Origin of the sequence: Pseudomonas sp. RG1, assembly GCF_025910115.1 — a bacterium.
Taxonomy (GTDB): Bacteria; Pseudomonadota; Gammaproteobacteria; order Pseudomonadales; family Pseudomonadaceae; genus Aquipseudomonas; species Aquipseudomonas atacamensis.
Genome location: NZ_JAPCIK010000019.1, coordinates 84229 through 98969 on the forward strand (window position 1 = coordinate 84229; position 14741 = coordinate 98969).

The 14741-nt window shown below is 60.8% G+C and carries 12 protein-coding genes; 3 read left to right on the top strand and 9 right to left on the bottom strand.

Going from position 1 to position 14741, the window contains the following annotated elements:
* Positions 1-19 precede the first annotated feature (19 nt).
* Genes OK411_RS11800 through OK411_RS11810 form a run of 3 tightly spaced genes read right to left on the bottom strand, consistent with a single transcriptional unit; the run spans position 20 to position 3596 of the window.
* A complete protein-coding gene (locus OK411_RS11800; protein ID WP_110599051.1) occupies positions 20-967 on the bottom strand; it encodes a dihydrodipicolinate synthase family protein in 948 nt (315 codons plus the stop codon).
* A 54-nt stretch (positions 968-1021) separates the two neighbouring features.
* Complete coding sequence (locus tag OK411_RS11805) at positions 1022-1948, bottom strand: 4-hydroxyproline epimerase (protein WP_264364925.1); 927 nt, start codon at positions 1946-1948, stop codon at positions 1022-1024.
* A 22-nt stretch (positions 1949-1970) separates the two neighbouring features.
* Positions 1971-3596 carry an APC family permease gene (locus OK411_RS11810; RefSeq protein WP_130000026.1) on the bottom strand — a complete coding sequence of 542 codons (1626 nt, stop codon included), beginning with the start codon at positions 3594-3596 and terminating at the stop codon, positions 1971-1973.
* 221 nt (positions 3597-3817) lie between these two features.
* Here OK411_RS11810 and OK411_RS11815 point away from each other — a divergent pair, with 221 nt between their 5' ends.
* A complete protein-coding gene (locus OK411_RS11815; protein WP_207807289.1) occupies positions 3818-4588 on the top strand; it encodes an AraC family transcriptional regulator in 771 nt (256 codons plus the stop codon).
* On the opposite strand, the gene OK411_RS11820 is transcribed toward OK411_RS11815, so the two are convergent.
* Complete coding sequence (locus OK411_RS11820) at positions 4585-5181, bottom strand: LysE family translocator (RefSeq protein ID WP_264364926.1); 597 nt, start codon at positions 5179-5181, stop codon at positions 4585-4587. The two genes, OK411_RS11815 and OK411_RS11820, sit on opposite strands and share 4 nt — an antisense overlap.
* 54 nt (positions 5182-5235) lie before the next feature.
* On the bottom strand, positions 5236-6072 hold the full coding sequence (locus tag OK411_RS11825; protein WP_264364927.1) for an AraC family transcriptional regulator: 837 nt from the start codon (positions 6070-6072) through the stop codon (positions 5236-5238).
* A 1033-nt stretch (positions 6073-7105) separates the two neighbouring features.
* On the opposite strand from OK411_RS11825, the gene OK411_RS11830 reads away from it, so the two are divergent.
* Positions 7106-7402 (top strand): hypothetical protein, encoded by a 297-nt coding sequence (locus OK411_RS11830; protein ID WP_264364928.1) that lies wholly within the window; start codon positions 7106-7108, stop codon positions 7400-7402.
* 77 nt (positions 7403-7479) lie between these two features.
* Here OK411_RS11830 and OK411_RS11835 read toward each other — a convergent pair whose 3' ends face one another.
* Genes OK411_RS11835 through OK411_RS11845 form a run of 3 tightly spaced genes read right to left on the bottom strand, consistent with a single transcriptional unit; the run spans position 7480 to position 10996 of the window.
* Positions 7480-8718 (bottom strand): nucleoside permease, encoded by a 1239-nt coding sequence (locus OK411_RS11835; RefSeq protein WP_264364929.1) that lies wholly within the window; start codon positions 8716-8718, stop codon positions 7480-7482.
* Between the two features lie 42 nt (positions 8719-8760).
* Positions 8761-9843 (bottom strand): sugar phosphate isomerase/epimerase family protein, encoded by a 1083-nt coding sequence (locus OK411_RS11840; protein ID WP_264364930.1) that lies wholly within the window; start codon positions 9841-9843, stop codon positions 8761-8763.
* Entirely contained in the window at positions 9833-10996 is a 1164-nt protein-coding gene (locus OK411_RS11845; protein WP_217879770.1) for a Gfo/Idh/MocA family protein, read from the bottom strand. The genes OK411_RS11840 and OK411_RS11845 overlap by 11 nt, the downstream gene beginning before the upstream one ends.
* 203 nt (positions 10997-11199) lie before the next feature.
* Here OK411_RS11845 and OK411_RS11850 point away from each other — a divergent pair, with 203 nt between their 5' ends.
* On the top strand, positions 11200-12213 hold the full coding sequence (locus OK411_RS11850) for a LacI family DNA-binding transcriptional regulator (RefSeq protein ID WP_264364931.1): 1014 nt from the start codon (positions 11200-11202) through the stop codon (positions 12211-12213).
* 5 nt (positions 12214-12218) lie between these two features.
* Here OK411_RS11850 and OK411_RS11855 read toward each other — a convergent pair whose 3' ends face one another.
* Positions 12219-14600, bottom strand: a complete 2382-nt coding sequence (locus OK411_RS11855; RefSeq protein WP_264364932.1) for a DUF3772 domain-containing protein — start codon at positions 14598-14600, stop codon at positions 12219-12221.
* Positions 14601-14741 lie beyond the last annotated feature (141 nt).

Consider the following 14741-nt stretch of genomic DNA (forward strand, 5'->3'; position numbering starts at 1 on the left):
GACTCGCGGCAGGTGGCGGTCAGGCGAAGTTCTGCTCGGCGGACCAGTTTTCGTACCAGTGACGGAACAGCGAATACTGCTTCTCGGCATAGCGCCGTTGCGAGTCGCTCAGCACGTCGCTTTCATTGAAGTGCAGGGTGTATTCCTTGTCGCCGTTGAGCACCATCAGGTGCTTGTAATACAGCACCAGATCGCAACCTTCGTCGAACGATGACAGCACGGCTAGCGCCGACTCCAGTTCCCGCGCCTGGCGCCGGGCCTTGGCATCGCCTTGCGCGGCCTGCTTGCTCAGCGCCACCAGTTGCAGCACTTCGCGAGGAAGGGCGTTGCCGATGCCGGTAATGGCGCCGGTAGCGTTGCAGTTGACGAAGCCGTGCACCACTTGCGTGTCGACGCCGACCATCAGCGTCACGTCGTCATCCTTGGAGGTGATGTTCTCGGCCGCGTAGCGCAGGTCCGCGCCGCCGCCGAATTCCTTGAAACCGATCAGGTTCGGGTACTCGCGGCGCAGTTCGAAAAACAGATCGGCGCGGGTGGCGAAGCCGTAATAAGGGCTGTTGTAGATCACCGCCGGCAAGTTCGGTGCGGCTTGCAGGATCGCGGCGAAGTGGGCCTTTTGCGCCGTCGCCGAAGCGCCACGGGACAGCACGCGCGGGATGACCATCAAGCCTTGCGCGCCGACTTTCGCCGCATGCGCTGCGTGGGAAACCGCTTCACGGGTATTCACTGCACCAGTGCCGACGATGGTCGGCACCCCGGCAGCGACCAGGCGCGCCACGCCTTCCTGACGCTCGGCTTCGGTGAGCAGCGGCCAGTCGCCCATCGAGCCGCAGTAGACCACGGCGCTCATGCCGACATCGATCAGCTCGCGTCCCTTGGCCACCAGCGCATCGAAGTCCGGTTTGCGCTGGGCGGTGCACGGGGTCATCAGGGCCGGCATGCAACCGGTGAAGATGTTGTCGCTCATGGTTCAACTCCTTGGCATTTCGTTTGATTCGTAGTGAAAAATCGGCGTGGCGGCTCAGATGCCCCACGCGAACGGGTCGCTGTCGTCGATCAGCAAGGTGCTGTCGGCGGTCATGTAGGCGCGGCCGGTGATGAACGGGCGAATGCGTTCACCTTCCCATTCGAAGCGGCCTTCGAACTGGCTGCCGGTGATGCTCGCCTGGATCCACGGTGCGCCCGGTTGCAGCTTGTCGTCGGCGGCCAGGCAGGCAAGTTTGGCGCTGGTGCCGGTGCCGCATGGTGAGCGGTCATAGGCTTTGCCGGGGCACATGACGAAGTTGCGGCTGTCAGCCTGATCGTCATCGGCGAACAGTTCGATGTGGTCGATGACCGCGCCGTCTTCGCCACAAATGCCTTGGTCTTCCAGCGCCTTGAGCATCGCCCAGGTGTACGCAGTCAGGTGTTCGACGTTGTCCATCGTTAACCTCTGGCCATGCTCGGAGACCAGATAAAACCAGTTGCCGCCATAGGCGATATCGCCGACCACGCGGCCGAAACCGGGTACGTCCACCGGCACATGTTTGCGATAGCGGTAGGCGGGCACGTTGCCCAGGGTGACCGAGCCATCGTCATGCAAAGTCGCGCTGACTTGCCCCACCGGCGTGTCGATCTTGTGCACGCCCGGCTGGATTTTCCCCAGATACTGCAACGAATTGATCAGGCCGATGGTGCCGTGGCCGCACATGCCCAGGTATCCGGCGTTGTTGAAGAAGATCACCCCGCAGGTGGCATCAGGCGACACCGGCGGGCAATACAGCGCCCCGACCAGCACATCGTTGCCGCGGGGCTCGAGCAGACAGGCGCGGCGCCACTGGTCATGCTGGTTGCGCAAGGCATCGCGTTTCTCGGCCATGCTGTTGCCGGACAGCTCGGGGAAGCCGCTCATCACCAGCCGTGTCGGCTCGCCGCCGGTGTGGGAATCAATGACGTGTACTCGTTTCATGAAGAGATCCCGTTGGATGATTTCAGTAGGCGCCGGCAGGGCGGGCGCTGACGGTGGACGAGGGCGCAGGGCTGTCGCTTTCTTCGTCCTCATCGTCCAGGCGCAGCAGATGGGCAGGCACGCCGGTCGCTGCGCCCCAGTAGTAAATACCGGTGGCGCAAGCGGCGACGACGATCGTGTCGAACGGATGGGTGAGGATACCCAGGCCACCGAAGGTGCCGAGTTTCGACAGCACGATGGTCACCGCGTAGAAGGCGATCAGCCACGCCGATGATCGCACCTGACGCGCCAGACTCAGATGGGCGGTGGGCACGAAACGACCGCAGAACAGATAGATGACAAACATCAGGATTTGCAGGCCGAGCAGCCACGACACGGTGTTCCAGCCCGACCAGTAGACGATCAGCGCGGCGATGATGAACGACACCGGCCCGAGCAGGCCCATGCTCTTGACCCGGAACGGGCGCGGCATGTCCGGCGCATTGCGCCGCAGCGCCGCAACCGATACAGGCGCCACCGCATAGCTCAACACCAGCGCGGCGGAGACCACGTTGATCAGCGCTTCCCACGACGGGAATGGCAGGGTCCAGAACACCGACAGGGCGAAAGTCAGCCACAGCGCCGGACGCGGGATGCCGGACTTTTCATCGATGTGGGTGAAGACCTTGAAGAAAGTGCCGGTCTGCGCCCAGCCGTAGATCACGCGCGGCGTTGCGTTCATGTAAATGTTGCCGCAGCCGCTCGGCGAGATCACCGCATCGGCGACCACCAGATACGCCAGCCAGCCGACACCGAGCGCCAGGGCGATGTCGCGATAGGGCAGGGCGAATTCCTTGCTGATACCGGCCCAGCCGTTGGCGAGCATCTCAGTCGGGATGCTGCCGAGAAAGGCCATTTGCAGCAGCACGTAGATCAGGGTCGACAGCAGCACCGAGAGAATCAGCGCGATGGGAATGGTGCGCTGTGGATTCTTCACTTCGCTGGCCACGGAAATGATCGGCGTCAGGCCCAGGTAGGCAAAGATGATCCCCCCGGCAGAGACCGCCATCTCCACGCCGGACAGGCCGAATGGAGCGAATCCCTGAACCTGGAAATTCTCCGGTTTGAAGAAGGTGAACAGCACGCCGATCACCAGCAACGGCACGATGAATTTGAACACGCTGACCAGATTGTTGGCCTTGGCGAAGGTCTTCACGCTGCGGTAGTTGAGCAGGAAAAACACGCAGAGCAGGCCGAACTGCACCAGCCAGCCGAGGATCGTCGGATCGCCACTGCCAGCCTTGGTCAGGCCGGGAAACCACGCCGCCGCGTATTGGCGCGAGGCGACCACTTCGATCGCCACCAGACTGGAAAACGCAATCAGCGTAATGAAGCCCATCAGGTAGCCGAGCAGCGGACCGTGGGAATAAACCGGGTAGCGCACCACGCCGCCGGCACGGGGCAATGCGGCGCCCAGTTCGCAGTAGACGATACCCAGCAGCAACACGGCGAAACCGCCCAGCAACCAGGAGAAAATCCCCGCCGGACCGGCAATCGCCGAGACGTGGCTGGCGGCGAACAACCAGCCGGAGCCGAAGATCGCGCCGAGTCCGATAAAGGTGAGGTCGATCAATGAAAGCTGTTTTTTGAACTTGCCTTGGCCTGACATGGCATCGCCTTCTTGTGAGTTATTGGATAGGCAGTTGTGTCACGGGGACGAGCAGACTTTGCACGGGTCGACGGCGGCGGCGATTGATGTTTTATGCCGGGATCGATGACGAATTCAGCACAATGGCGCCGATGAATCCGCGGCCTCGACAGGGCCGCGACGTTGCTGCAATCTGCTGGCGAGTGATATTTGCGGTGGTTCAGCTCGAGGGGAAGTGTTTGATGCAGTCAGCGTTTTCGATCCTGTGCCAGGGCACTGACGGCTTGCGTGCGCAGACCCTCGAAGCGATGGTCGCCGGTGCCGCGCAGCTGTTGCCGATACTCGATGTGATCCCCAATGCGGCGATCTTCATCAAGGATCTGCAAGCGCGCTATGTGCTGGCCAACCGTACGCTGGTGCAGCGTTGTGGCTTGAAGGACCTGCGCCCGTTGCTCGGCAAAACCAGTGCGCAGGTGTTCCCGGCGCAGTTGGGCCCGGGTTATACCGAGCAGGATCGCAAGGTGCTGGAGGAAGGATTTGTGCTGGAGGATCAGCTCGAACTGCACCTGTATGGCAGTCGCGAGCCGGGCTGGTGCCTGACCCACAAGCGGCCGATCTACAACCGTGACGGGACGATCATCGGCCTGGTGGGGATTTCGGTGGATCTGCAATCAGCCAGCGAAACCCACCCGGCGTTCGAGCGCCTGGCGGCGGTCGATGAATACATCCGCGGCAACTTCAACCGGCGGGTGACGCTGGGTGAACTGACGCGGATCGCCGGGATTTCCGTGGCGCAACTGGAACGCTACTGCAAACGCGTTTTCCACCTGACACCAAGGCAGATGATTCAGAAAGTCCGCCTGGAACACGCGCATCGATTGCTGCACAGCGACTTGCCGATTACCGAGGTTGCGCTGCAATGCGGCTACACCGATCACAGCGCTTTCACCCGTCAGTTCAAGGCCTCAACCGGGTTTACACCACGCGAATACCGGCAAGCCACCGGGCATTAGACCAACACGGCCAGCCAGGCCGAGAGCAGCAGAAGAAGGGCCAGTGCCGCGTTCATTCGCTTGAACGCTTGCGGTGTGCTGAGCAACCGCGCGCTGCCAACGCCGAGCAGCGCCCAGAGCGTCATGCACGGCAGTGACACCAGCAGAAATGCCAGCGACAACACCAGCAGGCGTAGCGTCTTGTCGCCGCCGCCAACGAATACGCTGACCACCGCCACAGCCATCATCCACACCTTCGGGTTGACCAGTTGTAGTAGCGCCGCGCCGAAGACGCTCAAGCCTTGTTCCTGCGCAGATTTCGGGTCCAGCGATGGCGGCGGGCAGCGAAAGATCTGCCACGCCAGCCAGCTCAACCAGAGCACGCCAGCCCAGGCCATTGCTTGCTGCACGCGCGGAAAGCGCAACAGGGTTTCGCCAGCACCGAGCCCGACCACCAGCACAATCAACGCCGCCGCCGCACAGGCGCCGAAAATGATCGGCAACGTGGCAATCAATCCGCGCCGCGAACTGTGGCTCAGCACCAGAATATTGGTCGGCCCCGGAGTGATCGAGGCGACGAAAGCAAACAGCAGAAAGGGCAGTAAAGAAGCCATGGTGCAGATTCCTGAGAGTCGAAACAGGACACCATGATCGTCAGTGGGCAGGCCTCAGTCTGGAAGATTTGAGCAGCGTCTGCGGTAGTCCGCCGGGGTCAATTGATAGGCGCGGCGGAACCAGCGCCCCAGATGACTCTGATCGGCAAAACCAAGCACGCTGGCCACCTGCGCTGGCGTCTCGCCGCGCGCGAGCAATTGCCGTGCCTTGGCCAGGCGCAGTTGGATCAGGTAGGCGTGGGGTGCCAAACCGAAAGCGGCCTTGAACGCGCGGGTCAGGCGAAAACGATCGGCACCACAGGCTTGCGCTAGGTCGTCGAGGCCGATGTCTTCGTAGGTGTGGGCATGCAGATAGTCGCGCGCAACCTGCGCAACCAGTGGCAGGCGCGGATCGAAGTCCTGACGCTTGCGCCAGTCGAGATGACGGGTGAGGGACGCCAGCAGGCCATCCAGCGCAGTCTGCCGGACGATGCGCAGATCGCCGTCATGTAACACGTGGAAGGCTTGCACGATCGCCGTCGACAGGTGCGGATCGTGGCTCAGGGTGTCGGCAAAGCCTGGCTGGCTGTCGGCCGGTGCCTCTTCGAACAGCGCGTGCAGTTCGCGCTCCAGCCAGTGCGGATCGAGGTACAGCATCGAGTAGGTAAAGCCATCCTCGGTCGGCGCGTGGCCATCGTGGATTTCTCCCGGCTCAAGCAGAAACACATGCCCCGGCGTACTGCGATGACGCACCCGGCGACAATTGAACTGCTGCACGCCTTGCTCGGTCACTCCGACGAGAAAACTGTCATGCCAGTGCGGATCGTAGGCATGCCCACGGAAATGCGCACGAATCGACTCGATCCCGGTATCGACATCCTGGGAGAGAGAGATCCAGTTGCGTTTGTCCATGGGAGGATTCCATAGGTCGGTTGAGCAGGGGCGTTTCTAAAATACCGCGTGGCGGAGGAGAGTGTTTAGAAGATTTGTGCAGGTGCGCAGGGGGATCGAGTCAGGCAATGTGTCCTGGATGGGGTGGGACCACAAAACGCAGACGAAAAAAAACCGCCTTCGCGGGGCGGTTTTTCAATCCTCGGTTTGGAGCCGAGGCCATGTGCTTCACTAGCCACACCAACATGTCCGCGCATGGTATTGAGTTTCTCCCGTCAGTGCAACGAAGGTTTAGCGTGATGTGCGAGGTTTTTTCGGAACGTCCAACGCATGTAACTGAATTCAGGTCTGTCAATAAACATTGTCAGAAATACGGTTTTACAAAGGTTCAGGCGTAGCCGCAGAATAACCTTGGCTACTCGGGTTTTCTCTTCTGATTTCTGCGTTAAGATGCCTGCGCTCATCTTGTTGGTAGAGCTGTGAGGTTTGGCTGGGGGCGCAAAAGGTTTCACGCCCTCTGACGCGGATTCGCACCCGCGCCGGAATGATGTCTCGGAGGGATTTCAACCGGCCGCCTCACTAGCTACACCAACATGTAGGCTGAAGGCACGCATGGTCCGGTAAGTTTGCTGGAGGTTTGACCGCCAGCCCTGGAGGCCAAAACGTATGAAGCTTTTGCTGCGTACGCTGAGCCTTGTATGGAGATTGTTGAAAGCTTTGCGCTTTTACGAGTTCCTGCGAGATCACTTTGATGACTTGAAATAAGGGTCGTCTGAGTGGGAAAGACCCGTTTCGGTTTCGATCGATTCGGGTCTTTTTTTTGCTTGCGTAAAGCTGTCAGAAATACGATTTGTCAGTTTTGTGCTTTAGACGTTGTAGGGCGTTTCGTTTGGACGCGTAAGCACCAGCTTAACGGTTAGATAAGCAGCTGCTTTTACTCCACTCAATCATTGATTGCGTCAATAACAACCATTAAGTCAATGAGGTTCTCATATCCACGGTGCGGCGTAAGATCGGCTCCATACCCAACCACTGCACCTCGGAGCACACCATCATGAAACGCCAGACTATCCTCGGTATCGCTTTCTCGGTTTTTGCACTGAACGCCTTCGCCGCCACCGAAACCGACCCACTGTTCAGCGACGCAGTCGCCGCCACTCAAACGGACCGCTTGTTCAGCGATGCAGTCGCTGCAACTGAAACCGACCGGCTGTTCAGCGATGCAGTGGCCGCAACCGAAACCGACCCATTGTTCAGTGACGCAGTAGCCTCTGATGGCTCCGATCATCTGCAAGGAAATCGGGTCGCCGAAGGTGGCGCTGACCGTCTGCTCGAACGTCGCACCGCTTGAGCGCAACCATGAGCATCGATAACGAATGCCGCCTCAACCACAGGCGGCATTCGATCTATTCATGCATTACAACTGCTCTAAACCGCGCTCGGCAACACAGCCTTGTCGCGATCGCGGCTCTTGAATGTCGCCCAGAAACACAGCAACACCGCCACGGAAAAACCGGCGGGGAACAGCCAGATGCTTCTCCAGTCATGCCCTGCGCTTGATGTGAAGTGGTCGGTAATCCGTCCCGCGATCCAGAAACCAATCAACATGCCCAATCCGTACGTAGCCAAGGTGATCAAACCTTGCGCCGAGCTGCGGAAGCGTTCCGGTGCCTTGGCATCGGTGTAGATCTGCCCGGACACGAAGAAGAAGTCATAGCACACACCGTGCAGGGCAATGCCGATCAGCAGCATGAATGCCTGATCGTCGTTATTGCCGAACGCAAACAGCACGTAGCGCAACGCCCAGGCAGCCATGCCGACCAGCAGGGCGATCTTGATGCCGAAACGATGAATGAACAGCGGCAACAGCAACATGAACAGCACTTCCGACACCTGACCGATGGCCATCTTCGCTGTCGGGTTGGTCACGCCTATCTCGGCCAGAAACGGGTTGGCATTCTGGTAATAGAAGGCCAGCGGAATGCAGATCAGGATCGAGGCGAGGAAGAACACTAGATAGCTGCGATCCTTGAGCAAACCCAAGGCATCGACGCCGAGCATCTGCTTGAGGCTTGATGAGCCCGCTGCGCTTTTCAGCGGCGCAGTGTTTGGCAGACTGAAGCTGTAAAGCCCCAGCAACAGCGACGCGACGGCGGACATCAGGAGCGTATTGCGCAAGCCTCCGGCCGCGATGCTTTGCTGAGAGTCCCAGGCAAATACGAAGCTGATCACCACGCCGGCGACGATCCAGCCCACCGTGCCCCACACGCGAATGCGCGAGAACTCCAGCGCCGGGTCTTTGATCTGGCGGAACGCCACGGCGTTCACCAGTGCCAATGTCGGCATGTAGACCATCATGTAGGCGAGCACATAGGGATAAAACGCGCTGAAGTCTGCCGCGCGATAGAGCTGATAAAGCAACACTGCTCCAAGCAGATGCAGCACTGCCAGAATGCGTTCGGCATTGAAGAACCGGTCGGCAATCAAGCCAATGACAAACGGCGCCAGAATCGCGCCCCAGGATTGCGTGGCAAAGGCCATGCCGACCTGACCACCGCTGGCGGCCAGCGTTGTTGCCAGAAAAGTGCCGAGGGTGACGAACCAGCCGCCCCAGATAAAGAACTGCAAAAACATCATCACGCTGAGTCGCGCATTCATTACGTTCATTTCAGATCACCGTATTGTTTTTATGTCGGTAACGCGGATGAATCAATCGTCAGTCAGACCGAGCAGGCGTCGGTTGGAAGCAGCGTCAGCGCTGACTCCGGCGAAATCGTCGAAGGCCTTGGCGGTCTTGCTGATCATGTGTCGCTCGATGAACGCCGCGCCTTCCGCCGCGCCCTGTGCGGAGTCTTTCAGGCAGCACTCCCACTCCAGCACGGCCCAGCCGTTGAAGTCGTATTGGCACAATTTGCTGAAGATCGATTTGAAATCGATCTGGCCGTCGCCCAGCGAGCGAAAGCGCCCGGGACGCTCGACCCAGCCCTGATAGCCGCCATAGACACCGGAGCGCGCATCGGGGCGGAACTCGGCATCCTTGACGTGGAACATGCGGATGCGTTGGTGATAGCGATCGATGAAGCCGAGGTAATCCATTTGCTGCAGCAGCAGGTGGCTCGGGTCATACAGAATTGCGGCGCGGGGGTGATGATTCACCGCTTCGAGAAACTGCTCGAACGACGCGCCGTCATGCAAGTCTTCGCCGGGATGGATTTCGTAGCACAGATCAACGCCGGCCTCTTCGAAGCAATCGAGGATCGGCAGCCAGCGCTTGCCCAGTTCGGCGAAACCTTGCTCGACCAAACCGGCCGGACGCTGTGGCCACGGATAGACGTATGGCCAGAGGAGGGCGCCGGAGAAGGTTGCATGGGCCGTGAGTCCCAAACGCTGGCTGGCACGGGCGGCCAGTTTCAACTGCTCAATGGCCCACTCGGTGCGCTCCTGAGGTTTGCCGCGCAGCGCGGGCGGGGCGAAGTCGTCGAATAGGCTGTCGAACGCCGGATGCACCGCGACCAATTGCCCTTGCAGGTGCGTCGACAACTCGCTGATCACCACACCGGCGCGGGCGCAGACGGCGATGAGTTCGTCGCAGTAATCCTGGCTCTCAGCGGCGCGCTGCAAATCGATGAACCGTGTGCCGAGGGTCGGTACCTGGATGGCTTTGTAGCCTTGCGAGGCCGCCCACTCGGCAATGTTGGCGAGGGAGTCGAAAGGCGCTTCGTCGGCGATGAATTGCGCGAGGAAAATCCCCGGACCTTTCAGGCCAGTCGAATTTTGCTGATCACTGTTCATTGTGCTGGGCTCCTGTCAGTGGGCCGGGTATCTCGCTCCACTTTGCATTGCCAAGGTGATTGGCGATCGCGGTTTCAATGAAGGCCATGCCGCGCAGGCCGGTATCGATGCCCGGTACGCCCGGTGCCAGATGGCCCTCGGCGCCATGCACAATCGCTTCGGCGAGATCGCCGTACAGGTTGGCCATGGCTTCCAGATAACCTTCCGGATGCCCCGCAGGCAGGCGCATGCGTTGGGTTGCGGCGGCACACAGCCACGGCTGACCGACTCCGGAGCGCAGAACGCGCATCGGCTCGTTCAACGGTCGATGAATCAGGCTGGCCGGTTCCTCTTGGCGCCACTCCAGCCCACCCTTGTCACCGTAGACGCGGATCTTCAGCGGGTTTTCCTCACCGGCGCAGACCTGGCTGGCGAGCAATACACCACTGGCGCCGTCGCGCATTTTGAACAGCATCGCGACATCGTCATCCAGTTGCCGACCCTCGACATGCGAGCCGAGCATCGCGCTGATGAACTGAATCGACTGGCCGGCAACGAACTCGGCGAGGGAAAACGCATGGGTGCCGATGTCGCCGATGCAGCCGCCGATCCCGGATTGCGTCGGGTCGTCGCGCCAGCCGGCCTGCTTGTTGCCTTGCCCGGCGACATCGGTGCTGAGCCAGCCTTGCGGGTATTCGACGAGGACTTTGCGCACGCGTCCGAGCACGCCGCTGGCGACCATTTCGCGGGCCTGCCAGACCATCGCGTAACCGAGGTAGGTGTGCGCCAGCCCGTAAATTCGCTGGCTGTTGATGACCACCGAGTGCAGCGCCTGCACCTCGGCGAGGTTCAGCGCCGCGGGTTTCTCGCTGAACACGTGAAAACCGGCGCTCAATGCCTCACGGGCAATCGGTGCGTGCAGATGATTGGGAGTGACGATGACCAGCAATTGCATGCGCTGCTCGGCGGGCAGGGCGGCCTCGCGGGCGAGCAGGGTTTGCCAGTCGCCGTAACAACGCTCGGCCGCGACACCCAAGGACGCAGCGGTGCGCTGATTATTCTCCGGGTCGCGGCTGAATGCGCCGCAGACCAGTTCGAAGCGTCCGTCGAGGCCGGCGGCTTGCCGGTGGGCACGGGCAATGAATGAACCTTCACCGCCTCCAACAAAACCCATTCTTATTTTTGCGGCAGCGTACATGGCAGTCGTCTCGGTAGCTGGATGCAATGTTGATGAGCGATGTAACCGGTTACATCATGGGCGAAATCTAGGCTTGAATTAGCCGAGTGTCAAATGGCAGCGGATGATCGACAGCGTTTCGATCGCTCGTCGCCTGCGGTAAGCTCCGCGCCTGATCGGCATGAAACAACGAGGTGTTTTTGTCCAATATTCGCGAAGTGGCTCGGCTGGCCGGGGTTTCCGTGGCGACGGTTTCGAGGACTTTGAAATCGCCCGAGCGCGTGCTCGCGCCAACCCGTGAGCGCGTCATGGCCGCCGTGGAGCAGGCCGGCTATCGGCCGAACCTGATGGCCGTGCAGTTTCGCTCGCGGCGCACCGGCAATCTGGTGATTCTGGTGCCGACCATCGCCAACACCTTTTTTGCCCGGGTCATCAGCGGCGCGCAGCAAGCGGCGCAGGCGGCCGGTTATCGCCTGCTGCTGTGCGACACCCAGGGCCGGGAAGAACTGGAGCGACAATTCGCCGAGCTGGTTTACGCCTATCAGGCCGACGGGGTGATCCAGTTGCGCGCTTACGATCCTTTCGAAAACGCCCCGGCCGACGCCGATGTGCCGCCGATCGTTAACGCCTGCGAAGTGCTCAAGGCCGGACGATATCCAACCATCAGCCTGGACAACGTCGCCGCCGCCAAAGCCATGACCGACCACCTGATCGCCTTGGGACACCGACGCATCGGCCTGATCAAAGGCTCAAAAAACAGTCCGCTGACTTTGGATCGATTGGCAGGCTACGAAGCGGCGCTGCGCGAGGCCGGGATTGCCTTCGATGAAGCACTGATCTGCCATGGCAATTTCAGCCTCGAGGCCGGTTTTGCCGGAGCGCAAAAGATGCTCGCATTGGCCGAGCGGCCGAGCGCGCTGTTCTGCGAAAACGATGAAATGGCCATTGGTGCGCTCAAGCGCATCCGGCAGGCCGGGCTGCGTGTGCCCGAGGATATTTCAGTGGTGGGTTTCGATGACATTCCCATGGCTGCGTACTGCGATCCGCCGCTGACCACCATCTCGCAACCAGCCGAGGCCTTCGGGGCCAGGGCGGTCGAAATGTTGATTGCCCTGATCGAAAAACAGCCGCTGACAGAGCGGCATGTCGTCTTGCCGTTCGAGCTGACGCCACGCAGCAGCACGGCCCGCATCGACAACTTGGGCAAGCGCTAACCGAATCACGCCGCTGGCGGCTTCGCCAGCGCAATCCCCGCTACGCCCAACCGCTTCAACACTTCGAACAACAAATCGCTCTTGGTCAGCCCGACAATCCTCGGGCTGCCGACATAGCCGGTGACCGTGAGGGTTATGCCGTCCGGCGACAATTTGCTGAAGCGTACGAATGGCGCCGGTTTATCGAGGATGGTTTCGTTCTCGTGATACGCATCCAGCAGCAGTTGTTTGACCTGCTCAGGATCGATATCCAGCGGGAACACCAGCTCCAGCGATGCCACGCCTTGAGCACTGCCGCCGAGGGTAACGTTGCGCAGGTTCTGCGAGATCAGCTGCGAGTTGGGCACGATCACGATCGAGCGGTCGCTGAGCTGGATTTCCGTGGCACGCACGTTGATCCGGCGGATGTCGCCCTCGACGCCGCTGATGCTGATCAGGTCGCCGACTTTCACCGGGCGCTCGGTGAGCAGGATCAGGCCGGAGACGAAGTTCTTGACGATCTCCTGCAAGCCAAAGCCGATACCCACGGATAGCGCACTGACGATCCACGCCAGATTGGTCCACTGCACGCCCAGCGACGACAGCGTCAGCAGAATTACAAAGGCGTAGCCGATGTTGGAAAACAGCGTGCTCAGTGACGCGCACATGCCCGGGTCCATGTCGGTCTTGGGCAGGAATTCGTTGTCGAGCCAGCGGCTTAATGCACGGATCAGCCAGATGCCAATCAGCAGTGCCAGCAGTGCGTTGAGCAGATGCGCCGGGACAATATTCAGCTTGCGCAAACCGGCGCCGCCAAGAATCGACATGATGTTGGTGACCAGTTGGCCAAGCGTGGTACCGATGCCGCCGACAAACAACGAAATCAGCGCCATCAGCATCAGGCCGGCGCGGCTGACGCCGGACAACAGAATCGACGTCTGCTCAAGGCGCCGATCGCTGACGCCGAGCAATTGCTTGAGCGCCTGGCCGCTCGCGTGTTTCGGCGAAAACAGGTGCTCACAGGCGTCCTTGACCAGCTGAATCAGCAAGTAGAAGCCCGACAGCACGACATAGCCCCACACCAGCTCATAGCTGATGAACCGTGCCAGCGAAACATAGCCGGCAAGCAGGGCGATGGCCGTCACCAACATCGAGAGACTGGCGACGCTGTAGATCAGCCCGGCGAACACGCTGTTCGTAGCCGACGCGTCATTGGCTGCGACCAAGGCCTTGCGCACTTTGCCGACGCGCAACAGCATCGTGCCGATGATCGCCAGCACCACCATGGAAATCACGCCGCGCCCGGCCATCACGATGTGGCTGCTCATGCCTGTGGCATTGGCGACTTGCACCAGCGTCACCAACACCAGCAACGAGCAGGCGAGGATTCGCGGATAAGGCTTGAGGGCCAGCGCCACTGGATCGGCAATCGCCGGCAGGCGCCAGGACGGGTGCGCGGTGGAGAGCAATGCGCGGCTGAGGCCGGTGATCAGCACGCAGGCATAGACGACTTTCTCGAATTCTTCGGAGAAGGTTTCCAGCACCGGCGGCAGTGCGTCGTGGCGGGTGCAGGCGTAGAACAACAGCTTCAGGGCGATGGCGGTGGTGACGAACGTCGCGATAGCTGAGGCGAAGGCCAAGGCGCTTCTGCGCAGTCGGCCCTCCGCCACGCGATGAATGCAGAACCAGGTCAGCCCGCGCTCAGCCAGACGTCGGCCGAAGGTCCAGATCAGCAGCGCCAACAGCACCAGTACGCAGGTGTAAAACCGCTCGCCCGGCGCCCAGACCGTGGCCCATACGTCAGCCACCTGCTCGACGAACAGTCGCAGGCGCTGGCGGTCGTCTTCGCTTGGATTGACCAGCGGTGTCCAGAAATACGGGCTCAATACGCTGCGGGTGCTCAGGGTCAGTTCGCTTTCCAGCAGGGTGCGGCGGATGCCGGCGATTTGCGTGATCAGGTCGGCGGCGTTCTGTTTCAGTGCGGCTAGGCTTTTCAGCGTGCCATCGACCTTGCTTTTCTGCTCCGCCAGCGCCGCCCGCTGGGCGACGATATCGGCTTGCTCGGCGGCCACCTCGGCGTCGGGCGCCGTGCCGAGCACGCCCAGTTGCACCGCCAGTTGCGCCTGTTGCGGCAACAGCGCTGCCGACAACCGATCGACATCGAGAATGAACGCCTGCACCCGATCCTGCGGGCCTTCGAGCTGGTTGTAATTGTTTGCCGCCGAAATCTGCTGCTTGAGCCCGTCGAGGCGTTGTTGCAGGGCTTGCAGATCGCTTTGCGAAATCACCGGCATTGGCGCTGCGCCGGAGTTTGCCGGCGCGGCAACATCCGCCGCCCACAGCGCAGCGCTGCCCGGCATCAGTAGCAGCAACAGAATCAAAAACAATGACTTGAATGAACAACGCATGGGGGCGGCGGGCTCGAGTGGATTACACAGTCTATGAGGGTAGGTGATCGCGCCGAACGGGGCGGAAAACTTTCTCTGCAAGAGGCGCTTACACGCTCATCCAATCCGGCGGAATGATCCGCGCAGCGAGCGGTCAACCGG

Excerpts from the sequence above, each read along its gene's own strand:
- OK411_RS11840 (WP_264364930.1), bottom strand. The coding sequence starts at position 9,843 with ATGAACAGTGATCAGCAAAATTCGACTGGCCTGAAAGGTCCGGGGATT.
- OK411_RS11815 (WP_207807289.1), top strand. The coding sequence starts at position 3,818 with ATGCAGTCAGCGTTTTCGATCCTGTGCCAGGGCACTGACGGCTTGCGT.
- OK411_RS11810 (WP_130000026.1), bottom strand. The coding sequence starts at position 3,596 with ATGTCAGGCCAAGGCAAGTTCAAAAAACAGCTTTCATTGATCGACCTC.
- OK411_RS11835 (WP_264364929.1), bottom strand. The coding sequence starts at position 8,718 with ATGAACGTAATGAATGCGCGACTCAGCGTGATGATGTTTTTGCAGTTC.
- OK411_RS11825 (WP_264364927.1), bottom strand. The coding sequence starts at position 6,072 with ATGGACAAACGCAACTGGATCTCTCTCTCCCAGGATGTCGATACCGGG.
- OK411_RS11805 (WP_264364925.1), bottom strand. The coding sequence starts at position 1,948 with ATGAAACGAGTACACGTCATTGATTCCCACACCGGCGGCGAGCCGACA.
- OK411_RS11820 (WP_264364926.1), bottom strand. The coding sequence starts at position 5,181 with ATGGCTTCTTTACTGCCCTTTCTGCTGTTTGCTTTCGTCGCCTCGATC.
- OK411_RS11830 (WP_264364928.1), top strand. The coding sequence starts at position 7,106 with ATGAAACGCCAGACTATCCTCGGTATCGCTTTCTCGGTTTTTGCACTG.
- OK411_RS11845 (WP_217879770.1), bottom strand. The coding sequence starts at position 10,996 with ATGGGTTTTGTTGGAGGCGGTGAAGGTTCATTCATTGCCCGTGCCCAC.
- OK411_RS11855 (WP_264364932.1), bottom strand. The coding sequence starts at position 14,600 with ATGCGTTGTTCATTCAAGTCATTGTTTTTGATTCTGTTGCTGCTACTG.
- OK411_RS11800 (WP_110599051.1), bottom strand. The coding sequence starts at position 967 with ATGAGCGACAACATCTTCACCGGTTGCATGCCGGCCCTGATGACCCCG.